The sequence below is a fragment of the Solirhodobacter sp. genome (genome assembly GCF_964715405.1).
This window is the reverse complement of sequence record NZ_CBAICG010000035.1, coordinates 1-14842: the sequence shown is the minus strand read 5'-3', so window position 1 is coordinate 14842 and position 14842 is coordinate 1. Positions and strand designations below refer to the sequence as shown.

Sequence of the window (14842 nt, the reverse complement as noted above, 5' to 3'; positions counted from 1 at the left end):
CACCCTACTCCGCCAGATGGGCCACAAGGCGGCGCATGAACGCCTGCCCGGCCTCGAATTGCGCCACGCTCAGCCATTCGTCCGCCTGATGCGCCTGCGCGATGTCGCCCGGCCCGCAGACCACGGCGGAATAGCCTTCGGCCTGGAACTGCCCGGCCTCGGTGCCGTAGCTGACGACGTGACTGCCGTTGTCGCCGGTCAGGCGGCGCACCAGCGCCTCGGCGGCGCCCCCGGGTTCAGGTTGCAGCGGCGGCACGTAGAAGCGTTGCTCCAGATCAATCCCCGCCTCGGGGCGCACCGCCTTCATCCCCGCCTCGACCTCGGCCACCCTGGCGCGATAGGCGGCCTCGCAATCGTCCATCTCGTCGCCCGGCACCACGCGGAAATCGAGGCTGAAGCGGCAATCCTTGGCGGTGATGTTGTGCGCGGTGCCGCCCTCGACCTTGCCGACATGCACCGTCGTCCACGGCGGCTCGAACATCGCCGCCACCGGCCCCGGCACCTTCGCGCGGTTCGCGGCGTTCTGCTGGTTGGCCCAGTCGATCAGTTTCGCGCCTTCGAGGATCGCCGAAACCCCGGTGTGCAGCAGCGAGGAATGCACCTCGAACCCCCGCATATGGGTGGCAAAGCCGATGCCGCCCTTGTGGCCGTTCACCGCCGCCATCATCGAGGGCTCGCCCACGATCACCGCCGCCGCCTTTGGCAGCGTCCTGACCATGTCGGCGATCATCGGCGGCGCGCCGGTGCAGCCGACCTCCTCATCGTAGGACAACGCGATCTGCAACGGCCGCTTCACCCCCGCCTCCAGCGCCAAGGGCACCGCCCACAGCGCCAGCGCATCAAAACCCTTCATGTCGCAGGTGCCGCGTCCGTAGAGCCTGCCGCCGCGTTCCACCACCGTGAACGGGTCCGACGACCACTCCTGCCCGTCGACCGGCACCACATCCGTATGCCCAGACAGCACGACGCCCCCCGCCACGGCAGGCCCGACATTGGCGTAGATCGCGGCCTTGGTGCGCTCGGCGTTCCAGACCCGGTGCGACGCCACCCCCCACGAGGCGAGGTAATCCTCCACCCAGTCCACCAGCGCCAGGTTGCTGTCGCGACTCACCGTTGGAAATGCAACGAGCCGCTCCAGAATCTCACGCGCAGTCAGGCGCTTGCCCATGATCTTCTCCGGCTGCGACATTTTCGGCAAGGTGCGGCCCGATCCGCGTAACGTCAAGGCCGCGCGGCGCGAGATTTCCGCAATGAGGTTACGTCAGGTCCGATCGCACCGAAACCGTATTGCCGTGTGGGAAAAAATGGCTAAGAGTTTGGATCAACCAGCGGACGGGAAGCGACCTGAACCGCAAAAACAGAAGAATAATAACCGCTTGGGGAGCGTCATATGCCCGATGGGGCACTACCCGTCCTGGATGTCCGGGGGCTCAAGACCGTCTTCCGTACCCGTGGCGGAGAGGTTCACGCCGTCAATACCGTCAGCTTCGATCTGAAACCCGGCGAGCTTCTCGGCGTCGTCGGGGAAAGCGGGTCGGGCAAGTCGGTCACGATGATGTCGCTGATCCGGCTCTTGCCGTCGCCGCCCGCCGATGTGCGCAGCGGTCAGGTGCTGTTCGAGGGCACCGATCTGCTGACCTGCACCGATCAGCGCCTGCGTGACATTCGCGGCGGCAAGATCGGCTTCATCTTCCAGGACCCGATGACCAGCCTCAACCCGGTGTTCACCGTCGGCTTCCAGATCATGGAACCGCTGCGTCGCCACATGGGCCTGACCAAGGCGCAGGCGGCGCAGCGCACGGTCGAACTGCTGGAGTTGGTCGGCATCCCGGATGCGCGGGCGCGGCTGAAGGACTATCCGCACCAGTTTTCGGGCGGCATGCGGCAGCGCGTGATGATCGCCATCGCGCTGTCCTGCGATCCGCAGGTGCTGATCGCGGATGAGCCCACCACCGCGCTCGACGTGACGATCCAGGCGCAGATCATCGAACTGGTGAAGGAACTGCGCCAGAAACTGGGCATGGCGATCGTCTGGATCACCCACGATCTGGGCGTGATCGCGGGCATCGCCGACCGCGTGATGGTGATGTATGGCGGCCAGGTCGTCGAACAGGCACCGGTGAAGGAGTTGTTCCGCAACCCGCAGCATCCCTATACCCGCGCGCTGCTGAAGACCGTGCCCGGTGTGCTGGGCGAGCGGCCGGAAAAGCTGAACGTGATCGAGGGGCAGCCGCCGATCCTGATGGAGGAACCCTCGTCCTGCGCCTTCCGCGACCGCTGCAGCCATGCGTTCGACCGCTGCGGCCGGGAAAACCCGCTGCGCGTGCCGGTCGGCGCGGGCCACGATGTCGCCTGTTTCTGGGACCCCGCCACCGGAACGCCCCGCCATGCTTGACGCCGCCCCGAAGACGCCCGCCGCAAAGACTCTCGTCGAAGTGCGCGGGCTCAAGATGTATTTCCCGATCCACACCGGCCTTTTTCGCCGCCATACCGGCGATGTGAAGGCGGTGGACGACATCAGCTTCGACATCCTCGAAGGCGAAACCCTGGGCCTGGTCGGCGAAAGCGGCTGCGGCAAGTCCACCGCCGGGCGTGCGCTGATCCGGCTTTACGACCTCACCGCCGGCTCGGTGAAGATCGACGGGGTCGAGATCGGTCAGGTCGATCAATCCACCCTGCGCCCGATGCGGCCGATGATGCAAATGGTGTTCCAGGACCCGCAGGCCAGCCTGAACCCGCGCATGACGCTGGCCTCGATCATCGGCGAGCCGCTGGACGAGCACACCAAGCTGACCAGGGCCGAGAAACTCGCCCGCATCTATGAACTGATGGATGCGGTCGGGCTCAACCGGCGCTTTGCCAACCGCTATCCGCACGAGTTTTCCGGCGGCCAGCGGCAGCGCATCGGCATCGCCCGCGCGCTGGCGCTGAACCCGCGCTTCATCGTCTGCGACGAACCGATCGCGGCGCTGGACGTCTCGATCCAGGCGCAGGTGGTGAACCTGCTGGAGGAATTGCAGGACCGGCTGGGCCTGACCTACCTCTTCATCAGCCACGACCTGTCGATGGTGCGCCATATCGCCGACCGCGTGGCGGTGATGTATCTGGGCAAGGTGGTGGAACTGGCCCCGCGCGACGCGATCTACGCGACGCCCCTGCATCCCTATACCGAGGCGCTGCTGTCGGCGGTGCCGGAACCCGATCCGTCGCTGGAAAATACCCGCAAGCGGATCATCCTGAAGGGCGACGTGCCCTCGCCCGCCCATCCGCCCGATGGCTGCAACTTCTGCACCCGGTGCCCGAAAGTGATGGACATCTGCCTCAAGGTGGAGCCCCATTTCACCGAGGTGGCGCCCGGCCGGTTCGTGGCCTGCCACCTGCACGACAAGACCAACCAGAAACCCGCCGGATGAACCGGCGGTTCCGAGGCAACCCGGAGCACGACCAACATGGAGAGGACGCATGAAACTTAAATCATTCCTGATGGGCGCGGTGGCCGCGCTCGCGGCAGCCCCGGCCTTTGCCGGGCGCGGCAGCGACGGCCAGTTGAACCTGATCTACTGGCAGGCGCCGTCGATCCTGAACCCCTACCTGTCAAGCGGCACCAAGGACCTCGAGTCCTCGTCGATCGTGATCGAGCCGCTGGCGCGCTACAATCCCGATGGCGTGCTGACGCCCTACCTCGCCACCGAGATTCCGACGGTGGCCAACGGTGGCGTCGCGGCCGACCTCAAGTCGATCACCTGGAAGCTGAAGCCGGGCCTGAAATGGTCGGACGGCTCGCCCGTGACCTCGGCCGACGTGGTCTTCACCGGGCAGTATTGCATGGACCCGGCCGGCGGCTGCGCGCAGCTGTCGCACTTCGAGAACGTGGACAAGGTCGAGGCTGTCGATCCCGCGACGGTGAAGGTCACCTTCAAGCAACCGATGCCGAACCCCTATGGCCCGTTCGTGTCCTACGAATCGCCGATCCTTCAGGCCAAGCAGTTCGCCGACTGCCTGGGCGCCAAGGCGCCGACCTGCACCAGCGCGAACTTCGGACCGATCGGCACCGGCCCGTTCGTCGTGACCAACTTCAAGCCGAACGACGTGATCCAGCTCAAGGCCAACGACAACTACCGCGACCCCGCCAAACCGGCCTTCGCGACGGTGAACTTCAAGGGCGGCGGCGATGCCGCGGCGGCTGCGCGCGCGGTGTTCCAGACCGGCGAATACGACTACGCCTGGAACCTGCAGCTGTCGCCCGACGTGCTGAAGGGCATGACCGGACCGGACAGCAAGGGCAAGGTCGTGGTGGCCTTCGGCAGCCTCGTCGAACGGCTTGAAATGAACATGACCGACGCCTCGCCGAGCCTGGCCGAGGGCGAGCGGTCCACCGCCAAGCACCCGAACCCGATCCTGTCGGACCCGAAGGTGCGCGCCGCGCTGTCGATGGCGATCGACCGCAGCCTGCTGGTCGAAGTGGGCTATGGCAAGGCCGGTCAGCCGACCTGCAACCTGGTGCCCGCGCCCGTCGCCTATGCCTCGGACAACACCGGCTGCCTGAAGCAGGACGTCGAAGGCGCCAAGAAGCTGCTGGATGACGCGGGCTGGAAAGTCGGCGCCGACGGCATCCGCGAGAAGGACGGCAAGAAGCTGACGCTGACCTACCAGAGCTCGACCAATGCCGTGCGGCAGGACTTCCAGTCGCTGATCAAGCAGTGGTGGAACGCCATCGGGGTTGACGCGCAGCTGAAGAACATCGACGCCTCGGTCTACTTCGGCGGCGATCCGGGTTCGCCCGACACCTTCCAGAAGTTCTACGCCGACGTGGAAATGTACGCCAACAACTTCACCGGCACCGACCCGCAGACCTACATGGCGATGTATACCTGCGTGAAGGCACCCAAGCCGGAAAACCAGTGGCAGGGCGAGAACATCAACCGCTACTGCGACCCGGCCTATGACAAGCTGGTGGCGGAACTCGGCAGCACCGCCGACCTGGCCAAGCGGGCCGAACTGGTCAAGACGATGAACGACATGCTGACCAAGAACACCAACACGATCGTGCCGCTGGTCTGGCGCGGCACGTCGTCGGGGGTCTCCAACTCGATCGCGGGCGAGCAGATCAACGCCTGGGACAGCGAGCTGTGGAACATCGCGGACTGGTCGCGCAAGAAGTGACCTGACCCTCGCGCCGCCCCTGCCTTCGCGCCGGGGCGGCGCATCCTTTCCAGACGGCCCAGCCGAGGCACCCCCGACATGCTGACCTACTCGATCCGAAGGCTGATCCTCGCGATCCCGGTGCTTCTGCTGATCAGTCTGATCATCTTCATGCTGCTGAAACTCGCGCCCGGCGACCCGATGGCGCAGATGCCGCTGACCGTCCCGCCCGAGGTCAAGGCCAAGATGCGCGCCGCCCTTGGCGCCGACAAGCCGCTGCTGTTCCAGTATCTGCTCTGGCTCAAGCAGTTCTTCGTCATCGAACCGCTGCACATCATCGGCACGCTGACCGGCTACGACCTTGCGGGCAACGCGCAGCGCGTGATTTCCTGGCAGACCCGCAGCCCGGTGGCCGACATCATCGCGCAGCGCCTGCCGCAGACGCTGACCGTGGTCGGCATGTCCTATGTCATCGGCGTCGCCATCGCGCTGCCGATCGGCATCCTGTCGGCCTACCGCCAGTATAGCTGGTTCGACCAGATCGGCACCTTCGTCTCGATGGTCGGCTATTCGGTGCCGACCTTCTTTACCGGCGTGCTGCTGATCGTGATCTTCTCGGTCAACCTCGGCTGGTTCCCCTCGATCTACGACACCACGCTGCGGGTGCACGACTGGCCCAGCTTCCTCAAGCAGGTGCAGCAAATGGCGATGCCGGTCACGGTGCTGGCGCTTTACAACGCCGCCCAGATCAGCCGCTTCATGCGCGCCTCGATGCTCGACAACCTCGGCCAGGATTACGTCCGCACCGCCCGCGCCAAGGGCATGAGCGAGCGTGTCGTGGTGCTCAAGCACGTCCTGCGTAACTCGCTGATCCCGGTTGTCACCGTCATCGCGCTGGGGGTGCCGGGCATCTTCGGCGGCGCCATCATCACCGAGCAGGTGTTCAAGGTGAACGGCCTCGGCCAGTTGCTGATCACCGCGATCTATGCCGACGATCTGCCGATGGTGCAGACGCTGACCTTCATCTTTGCCGTGCTGATCGTGCTCTTCAACCTGATCGCCGATATCCTTTACGGCATCCTTGACCCGAGAATCCGTTATGACTGACGTGCCCGTGACGCCCGCCGATCTGGCCAAGGCCCTCCGCCCGCCGCGCAGCCAGTGGCGCGACGTCTGGGATCAGTTCAAGACCCACAAGGGCGCGCTGGTCGGCTTTGCGGTGTTCCTGTTCATCCTGGTGTTTGTGGTGATCGGGCCGTTGCTGTGGCGCATCAGCCCGACCTACATCAACCCCAACGTGGTCGAGATGATCAAGACCCGCAACCTTGGCCCGGTCTGGGCTCACCCGCTCGGCACCGATCAGTTGGGCCGCGACATGCTGGCCCGGATGATGGCGGGCGGCAAGGTCTCGATCGCCGTCGGCCTGACCGCGATGGCGCTGTCGATCTTCCTCGGCACGCTGGTCGGTGTGCTGGCGGGCTACTTCCGCCGCCTTGACGGCATCCTGATGCGCACGACCGACCTTTTCCTCGCGCTGCCGCTGCTGCCGCTGCTCCTGGTCATGGTGATGCTGTTCCGCGATGCGCTGGCCGCCCGGCTCGGCGTCGAGACCGGCACCTTCCTGCTGATCGTCAGTGCCATCGGCGTGACGAGCTGGATGCAATGCGCGCGCATCGTGCGCGGCGAGGTGCTGGCGCTGAAGGAACGCGAATTCGTGCTCGCCGCCCGGTCCATCGGCACACCGCCCAGCCGGATGATCCTGCGCCACATCCTGCCCAACGTGATGAGCCCGATCATGGTGGCGGCCACCCTCGGCATCGCCAACGCGATCATCACCGAGTCGGCGCTCAGCTTTCTCGGCCTCGGCTTCCCGCCCGACTTCCCGACCTGGGGGCGGCTCCTGTTCGACGCGGTGGACTACCTGCAGGAATACCCGATCCGGGTGATCTGGCCGGGTGTCGCGATTTCGCTGACGGTGCTGAGCGTCAACTACATCGGCGACGGCCTGCGCGACGCGCTCGACCCGCGCATCCGCGGCCGCTGAGACGAATTTTCGCAGAAAATTCAGCGCGATTTTTCGGCGAAAAATCGAGACTCAGTGCAGCCGCGCCCGCATCCGGCGCAGCGCGAACCACATCGCCAGCACCACCACCGGCGTCAGGATCGCGGCGGTTTCGTCATGCGTCAGGTGCCACAGTCCGGTCAGCGGCGCCGCCACATAGCTGGCCAGGTTCACCGCGTAATAGCTGATCGCCACCACCGACAGCCCCTCGACCGTGTGTTGCAGCCGCAGTTGCAGATCGGCGCGGCGGTCCATGCTTTGCAGCAGAAGCTGGCTCTGATGGGTGCGGTCCACGTCCACCCGGGTGCGCAGCAGTTCGCCGGCCCGCTCGGCGCGTTCGGCCATCTGCTGCAAGCGCCGCTCGGCCGATTTCACCGTGCGCATGGCGGGGTCGTAGCGTCGCGTCATGAACTCGGTGAAGGTCTGGCGGCCCTCGAACCGCTCCTCGCGCAGAACCTCGATGCGCTGGGTCACGATCGCCTCATAGGCCCCGGTGGCGCCAAAGCGGAAACTGGTCTGCATCGCCTGCGTCTCCAGTTCCGCCGAGACCGCCAGCAGTTCGTGCAGCGTATGCTCGGGCGAGCCGGTGTCCGAGGTCAGTTCCGCCACCAGCGCGGTCAGCTGCGGGTCAAGCGCGTTCAGCCGTCGCGTCAACTGCCGCGCCCGGCCCAGGCCCAGCATCGACATCGCCTTGTAGGTCTCGATCTCGCAGAGCCGCTGCACGATCCGGCCGATCCGGCGCGGGCTGGTGTCGGGGCGCACGAAGACGGCGAACCGCATGTGCCCGGCCGGATCGATGCGGAAATCGCTGGCCACCACGGCGGCGCGGTCCAGCACCCAGGCGCAGGCGAGGCTTTCGGGCACGAACCAGTCGTTGAACAGCGCGCTGAGGCTGGCCGGATCCTCGGGCAGCAGGTCGACCCGGATCAGCGCCGACACCAGCCGCTTGCCGGGCGCCTGTTCCAGCCAGTCGGCCGGGAACACCTCGGCCTCGGCCGGGTCGAAGGCGCGCGCGCCCAGGCCGGGGCAGAAGGCGGAAAAGGTGACGAATTCGGCGTGGCTTTCCCATTTCAGGCTGTCGCGCCCGATCTGGCCCGAATGATGCGTCGCGTCGGGCTGCGGAAGCGGCGCGCCGGACCGTTCCAGCAGCGCCGCGAGATGGGCCAAGTCGCGGGTGCGGTCGCGGTTGACGGCGTCCTTCGGCTCCTTGATCGCGACATAGACGGCATGGCACGGCACCTCGATCGAGGGGAACGGGCGCGCGTGCAACTCGTTGGTGATGGCATAGCGCAGCGGGTGGTCTTCGATCGGGCTCATCGGCGCGTCCTTGTGGCCTGCGGCCAGAGTAGTGCCGATCCGCGCCCGCGCAAGCCGGAAGGCAAGCGATTGCGGACGGTTAGCGGCATCGGCCGGAATACCGCTCAGGCCCGGTAATGCAGCGTTACCACAATCGCGATCGCCAGAAACATCATCACCGCCGGGATGATCGACAGGCTCAGCCCCAGCCGCCGGTTCAGCGGGGTGACCAGCAGCCACAACTCCTCCGCCGTTTCCGGCAGCCGCAGCGCGGCCGAGTTCGAGCCGCTGAAGCTCATCGCCCGCGCATAGGCGCGCACCTCGGCGGCGTTCCAGCGCACGAAGACCAGGATGAAGGTCATCAGGTAGACCAGGCTGACCCAGGCCCAGTTGACGAACCCGCCCGTCGCCTCGTCATCCAGCGGCGCGAAATAGGGGATGCGGACGCCGTCGGGATAGGCGGTGTAGAACAGCATCGGCTTTACCGTCAGCGCGACGCCCAGCACCACCATCACCAGCGTGGTGGTGATCAGCATCACGATGCGCGGGCCATAGCGCGTGCCGCCCAGATCGGGGTCGCGCGCATCAAAGAGCACGCCGAAAAAGAGGCAGCCCGCCGCCAGTTCGCTGACCCGTTCGGCAAAACCCACCAGCGCGTGGGTCAGCGCCGCATCCTGCGGCTGCGGCAGGATCCAGAAGATGAAGATCGCGATGTTCAGCGCGCCCGCCACCAGCGGCGTCGCCAGGAGCCCGCCCAGCCGGTTGAGCGCGGGCGCGCGCCAGAGCCGGGCGAAGAGCCCGCTCCGCAGCGCCTTGGGCAGGCCGGTGTAGATCAGCCGCTGCGGCCGGGTCACGAAGATCGCCAGCGGCGCGATCACCCGCAGCATCGCCCCCTGCACCTGATGCAGCCAGGCGGCCTGGTGCGCCAGCGCCGCGAAGGGCGAGACCATCGCGACCGCGATCACAAAGAGCCCGCCCAGAAACAGCATCGGCCGCCAGTCGGCCAGTTCGCCCTCGCGCGCATACTGGCGCACCGCGCCGCGCAGATAGGCCCAAGCCAGCGCTGCCAGCACCAGCACACTGACCGGGTCCGGCGTCCAGGCCGTCAGGATCGTTGCACCGGCGGGCGTCATGCAGTCCCTTTCGCTGGTAGCAGACGGTTCACGGTCGTTCTAGCGATGGGGCCGCGCGGCTTCAACGCCCGGCCCCGCACGTTGGCGTGACGCCCGCCTCAGCCGATCTTCGGCAGCAGCCCATCAAGCGATTTCTTGGCGTCGCCATAGAACATCCGCGCGTTTTCCTTGTAGAACAGCGGGTTCTCGATGCCGGAATAGCCGGTGCCTTGGCCGCGCTTCATCACGATGACCAGTTTCGCCTTCCAGACCTCCAGCACCGGCATCCCGGCGATCGGGCTGTTGGGGTCTTCCTGTGCCGCCGGGTTCACGATGTCGTTCGAGCCGATGACGATCGCCACATCGGTCTTGGGGAAGTCGTCGTTGATCTCGTCCATCTCCAGCACGATGTCGTAGGGCACCTTGGCCTCGGCCAGCAGCACGTTCATGTGCCCCGGCAGGCGACCCGCCACCGGGTGGATGCCAAAGCGCACGGTCTTGCCCGCCGCGCGCAGCTTGCGCGTCAGTTCGGAAACCGCCTGCTGGGCCTGCGCCACCGCCATGCCATAGCCCGGCACGATGATGATGCTGTCGGCGTCGTTCAGCGCGGCGGCGACCCCGTCGGCGTCGATCGCCACCATCTCGCCCTCGATCGCCATCGCGGGGCCGGTGGTGCCGCCGAAGCCGCCGAGGATCACCGAGATGAACGAACGGTTCATCGCGTGGCACATGATGTAGCTCAGGATCGCACCGGAAGAGCCGACCAGCGCGCCGGTCACGATCAGCAGGTCGTTGCCCAGCGTGAAGCCGATCGCCGCCGCCGCCCAGCCCGAATAGCTGTTCAGCATCGACACGACCACTGGCATGTCGGCGCCGCCGATGCCCATGATCAGGTGCCAGCCGATGAAGCCCGCGATGATCGTCATCAAGAGCAGCGACCACATCGAGCCGCCGCCGAAGAAGATGAACAAGAGGATCACCGAGGCCGCCAGCGCCGAGGCGTTGATCATGTGGCCGCCGGGCAGCTTCTTGGGCTTGCCGTCGATCCGGCCGGCCAGCTTGCCGAAGGCCACCACCGAGCCGGTGAAGGTGATCGCGCCGATGAAGACGCCGAGGAACATCTCGACCTTCAGCATCGACAGTTCGACCGCGTCCTTGGCGGCCAGCTTGGCGGCAAAGCCCGCCAGTTGGCTGACGTCGGCGTTCGCCGCCTTCAGCGCCAGCACGCGGCCCAGTTCGATATCGGCGTTCAGGCCGATGAACACCGCCGCCAGACCAACGAACGAGTGCAGCGCCGCCACCAGTTGCGGCATCTGCGTCATCTCGACCTTGCTGGCGACATAGGTGCCGACGGCAGCGCCGATGGCGACCATCACGATGATCAGGAACTCATGCCCGACGCCCGGTCCGATGATCGTCGCCAGCACCGCCAGCGCCATGCCGGTGATGCCGTACCAGACCGCGCGCTTGGCGCTTTCCTGCCCCGACAGGCCGCCGAGCGACAGGATGAAGAGAATGGCCGCCGCGATATAGGCCGCCGATACGATTCCGATGCTCATCTGGGCGCCCTCACGACTTCTGGAACATGGCGAGCATCCGGCGCGTGACCAGGAAGCCGCCGACGATGTTGATCGAGGCGATCAGCACCGAGATCGCCGCCAGCACCACCACCAGCCACGAGCCCGAGCCGATCTGGAGCAGCGCCCCCAGGATCATGATGCCCGAGATCGCGTTGGTCACCGACATCAGCGGCGTGTGCAGCGCGTGGCTGACGTTCCAGATCACCTGGAAGCCGACGAAACAGGCCAGCGCGAAGACGATGAAGTGGCTCATGAAATCGGCGGGGGCGACGCTGCCGATCAGCAGCATCACCAGCGTGCCGACGGCCAGCAGCGTGACCTGGCTTTGCGTTGCCTTGCGGAAGGTGGCCTTTTCGGCGGCGCGCTTTTCCTCGGGCGTCAGGTCTTTCACCTTCGGCTTGGGCTTGGCGGCGGCGATCGCCGCGATCTTCGGCGGCGGCGGCGGGAAGGTGATCGCGCCCTGATAGGTCACGGTCGCGCCGCGGATCACGTCATCCGCCATGTTGTGCACGACCTTGCCATCCTTGGCGGGAGTCAGGTCGGTGATCATGTGGCGGATGTTGGTGGAATAGAGGGTGGAGGCCTGCGCCGCCATCCGGCTGGGGAAGTCGGTGTAGCCAACCACCGTCACGCCGTTCGGGCTGACCACCTTCTGATCCGGCACCGTCAGGTCGCAGTTGCCGCCGCGTTCGGCGGCAAGGTCCACGACCACGCTGCCGGGCTTCATCGCAGCCACCATGTCGGCCAGCCACAGCTTCGGCGCGGGCCGACCGGGGATCAGCGCGGTGGTGATGACGATGTCCATCTCGGGCGCCAGTTCGCGGAACTTCGCCAGTTGCTTTTCGCGGAACTCGGGGCTGGAGGGCGCGGCATAGCCGCCGGTGGCGGCGCCGTCCTGCGTCGGCTCGAATTCCAGATAGACGAAACTCGCGCCCATCGACTCGATCTGTTCGGCCACTTCCGGGCGCACGTCGAAGGCGTAGACGATGGCGCCGAGGCTGACGGCCGTGCCGATCGCAGACAGACCGGCCACACCGGCACCGACGATCAGCACCTTGGCCGGTGGCACCTTGCCCGCCGCCGTCACCTGCCCGGTGAAGAAGCGGCCGAAGTTGTTCGCCGCCTCGATCACCGCGCGGTAGCCCGCGATGTTGGCCATCGAGGACAGCGCGTCCATCTTCTGTGCCCGGCTGATGCGGGGCACCATGTCCATCGCGATGACGTTGGCGCCGCGCGCCTTGCAGGTTTCAAGCATCTCGGCGTTCTGCGCCGGATAGAAGAACGAGATCAGCGTCTGACCCTCGCGCAGCAGCGCGGCCTCGGCCGGTTCCGGGCCGCGGACCTTGACCACCACGTCGGCGGCGGCCCAAAGTGCCGCGGCGCCGGGCAGAACCTCGACCCCGACGGCGGCATAGGCGGCATCGGCAAACCCGGCGGCAGCGCCCGACCCGGTTTCGATCGCGCAGTCATAGCCGAGCTTTTTCAGTTGCACGGCCGAGTCCGGCGTCATCGCGACGCGCGCCTCGCCCGCAAAGATTTCCTTCGGTGCCCCGATCTTCACGCCGTGCTCTCCTCCATGACCATTCCGCCGCGCTGGCCAAAAGCGACGCCCCGGTTTCTAAACGCGGCACCCGGCTTTCACAAGCGCGCGCGGCGATTGCAGCGGGTGCGGCGGCGATTTTCTCGGCCTGAGCGCGATCCGGGGCGCAGATCGCGCCCCTTGTCGCGACTCGCGGCGCGGGCGTAGCCTCTGACCGCCGGGGGCACCGGCAGCGGCGGGGAGGTCGGGATGCACGAACGGGGAAGACTGCCCTATGCGGAGGCCTACGCAGGCTTTCGGCTGGACGAGGTCGAGGCGCGGCTGCACGGCAGCCGGTCCGCCGGGCTGAACGCCTGCGTCGAATGCTGCGACCGCCATGTCGGCGCGGGCGGCATCGCGCTGGAGTGGGAGAATGCCGCGGGCGAGCGCGAGAGCTACACCTTCGCCGCGTTGCAGGGGCTGTCGGCCCGCTTTGCCGGGATGCTGACGGCCGAAGGCATCGGGCCGGGCGATGTGGTGGCGGGGCTTTTGCCGCGCATCCCCGACCTGGTGGTGACGATCCTCGGCACCTGGCGGGCGGGCGCGGTCTATCAGCCGCTGTTCACCGCCTTCGGCCCGTCGGCCATCGAGCACCGCTTGCAGACCAGCGGCGCGCGGCTTGTGGTGACCGATGCCGCCAACCGGGGCAAGCTGGACGGGCTGACGGCCGCCCCCCGCATCGCGGTGGCGCGTGGCGGCGCGCGGCCGGGCGACCTTGACCTGACGGCGGAACTGGCGCGGCATCCGGCCAGCTTTGCGCCGGTGATGCGCGCGCCGGGCGATCTGATGATGCTGATGTCCACCTCGGGCACCACCGGCACGCCGAAGGGGGTGCCGGTGCCGCTGAAGGCGCTGCTGGCGTTCGAGGTCTACATGCGCACCGCCATCGACCTGCGCCCCAGCGACCGGTTCTGGAACATCGCCGATCCCGGCTGGGCCTATGGGCTTTACTACACCATCACCGGCCCCTTGCTGCTGGGCCATGCCACCACGCTTTACGACGGGCCGTTCAGCGTGAACAGCACCTGGCGCATCATCCGCAGCCACGCCATCACCAACCTCGCCGGGGCGCCCACCGCCTACCGGCTGATGATCGCCGCCGGGGCCGGGGCGGCGGCGGGGCTGGCGGGGCAGTTGCGCGCCGTGTCGAGCGCGGGCGAACCGCTGAACCCCGAGGTGATCCGCTGGTTCGCCGAACACCTCGGCGTGCCGATCCACGACCATTACGGCCAGACCGAACTGGGCATGGTGGTGAACAACCACCACGGGCTGGATCATCCGGTGCGGCCCGGTGCGGCGGGGGTGCCGATGCCCGGCTACCGCGTTGTCGTGCTGGGGCCGGAGGGTGAGGAACTGCCGCCCGGCGTGCCCGGCGTGCTGGCGGTGGACATGGCGAACTCGCCGCTGCTGTGGTTTCCGGGCTACCTCGGCCAGCCCGAGAAATCCATTGTGAACGGCTATTACCTGACCGGCGACACGGTGGAACTGGAACCCTCGGGCCACATCAGCTTTGTCGGGCGCAACGACGACGTGATCACCTCGGCCGGTTACCGCATCGGCCCGTTCGAGGTGGAAAGCGCGCTGATCGAACACCCGGCGGTGGCCGAATCCGCGGTGATCGGCAAGCCCGACCCCGAGCGGACCGAGATCGTGAAGGCCTTCGTGGTGCTGAAGGCCGGTCACGCCGCGTCGGACGATCTGGCCGAGGCGCTGGCCCAGCACGTCAAACGCCGCCTTTCCGCCCACGCCTACCCGCGCGAGGTGGTCTTTGTGACCGAGTTGCCGAAGACGCCGAGCGGCAAGATTCAGCGCTTCCTGCTCAGGAATGCCGAGAAGGGGGTGGGGAAAACCTGAGCAGGTTAGCCTCCAATCTGATGCCTCAGTAGGGTAGCCGCACCGGGGTGATCAGGGCTGAGGCTCACGTTTAGGAACGTCTGATCAAGCGCTTCGGCTGCGCCGATTTGGCTGCCTGATCGTTGCGGTGAGGCTGCGTTCGGGCAAAGTGCTCCGGTTTCGGGCTTTCGCAGCCGCCGTCATGGCGGCAAGCTGGTTTTCGGACGGACTCGTCCTC

Annotated in this window: 11 protein-coding genes; 6 read left to right on the top strand and 5 right to left on the bottom strand. The window is 66.9% G+C overall.

What is annotated here, in order from left to right:
• Positions 1 to 4: 4 nt before the first annotated feature.
• Entirely contained in the window at positions 5 to 1168 is a 1164-nt protein-coding gene (gene argE / locus AC11WY_RS14445) for an acetylornithine deacetylase (protein ID WP_482926697.1), read from the bottom strand.
• Between the two features lie 222 nt (positions 1169 to 1390).
• On the opposite strand from argE, the gene AC11WY_RS14440 reads away from it, so the two are divergent.
• The 5 genes from AC11WY_RS14440 to AC11WY_RS14420 all read left to right on the top strand — a co-directional run bounded on the left by AC11WY_RS14440 (position 1391) and on the right by AC11WY_RS14420 (position 7186).
• Positions 1391 to 2395: an ABC transporter ATP-binding protein gene (locus AC11WY_RS14440; RefSeq protein ID WP_482926695.1), complete on the top strand. Its 1005-nt coding sequence runs from the start codon at positions 1391 to 1393 to the stop codon at positions 2393 to 2395.
• On the top strand, positions 2388 to 3413 hold the full coding sequence (locus tag AC11WY_RS14435; protein ID WP_482926693.1) for an ABC transporter ATP-binding protein: 1026 nt from the start codon (positions 2388 to 2390) through the stop codon (positions 3411 to 3413). The genes AC11WY_RS14440 and AC11WY_RS14435 overlap by 8 nt, the downstream gene beginning before the upstream one ends.
• Positions 3414 to 3462: 49 nt before the next feature.
• Complete coding sequence (locus AC11WY_RS14430; RefSeq protein ID WP_482926691.1) at positions 3463 to 5163, top strand: peptide ABC transporter substrate-binding protein; 1701 nt, start codon at positions 3463 to 3465, stop codon at positions 5161 to 5163.
• A 78-nt stretch (positions 5164 to 5241) separates the two neighbouring features.
• Entirely contained in the window at positions 5242 to 6249 is a 1008-nt protein-coding gene (locus tag AC11WY_RS14425) for an ABC transporter permease (RefSeq protein ID WP_482926689.1), read from the top strand.
• Positions 6242 to 7186 carry an ABC transporter permease gene (locus tag AC11WY_RS14420; protein ID WP_482926687.1) on the top strand — a complete coding sequence of 315 codons (945 nt, stop codon included), beginning with the start codon at positions 6242 to 6244 and terminating at the stop codon, positions 7184 to 7186. Before AC11WY_RS14425 ends, AC11WY_RS14420 begins: the two co-directional genes overlap by 8 nt.
• Before the next feature lie 51 nt (positions 7187 to 7237).
• On the opposite strand, the gene AC11WY_RS14415 is transcribed toward AC11WY_RS14420, so the two are convergent.
• The 4 genes from AC11WY_RS14415 to AC11WY_RS14400 all read right to left on the bottom strand — a co-directional run bounded on the left by AC11WY_RS14415 (position 7238) and on the right by AC11WY_RS14400 (position 12753).
• On the bottom strand, positions 7238 to 8521 hold the full coding sequence (locus tag AC11WY_RS14415; RefSeq protein ID WP_482926685.1) for a DUF3422 family protein: 1284 nt from the start codon (positions 8519 to 8521) through the stop codon (positions 7238 to 7240).
• A 104-nt stretch (positions 8522 to 8625) separates the two neighbouring features.
• Positions 8626 to 9633, bottom strand: a complete 1008-nt coding sequence (locus AC11WY_RS14410) for a cytochrome c oxidase assembly protein (RefSeq protein ID WP_482926683.1) — start codon at positions 9631 to 9633, stop codon at positions 8626 to 8628.
• A 98-nt stretch (positions 9634 to 9731) separates the two neighbouring features.
• Positions 9732 to 11171 carry an NAD(P)(+) transhydrogenase (Re/Si-specific) subunit beta gene (locus AC11WY_RS14405; RefSeq protein ID WP_482926681.1) on the bottom strand — a complete coding sequence of 480 codons (1440 nt, stop codon included), beginning with the start codon at positions 11169 to 11171 and terminating at the stop codon, positions 9732 to 9734.
• Between the two features lie 10 nt (positions 11172 to 11181).
• Positions 11182 to 12753 carry a Re/Si-specific NAD(P)(+) transhydrogenase subunit alpha gene (locus tag AC11WY_RS14400; RefSeq protein ID WP_482926679.1) on the bottom strand — a complete coding sequence of 524 codons (1572 nt, stop codon included), beginning with the start codon at positions 12751 to 12753 and terminating at the stop codon, positions 11182 to 11184.
• Positions 12754 to 12981: 228 nt separating this feature from the next.
• Between AC11WY_RS14400 and AC11WY_RS14395 the strand changes: the two genes are divergently transcribed.
• Entirely contained in the window at positions 12982 to 14625 is a 1644-nt protein-coding gene (locus tag AC11WY_RS14395; RefSeq protein ID WP_482926677.1) for an AMP-binding protein, read from the top strand.
• The last annotated feature ends 217 nt before the right edge of the window (positions 14626 to 14842 follow it).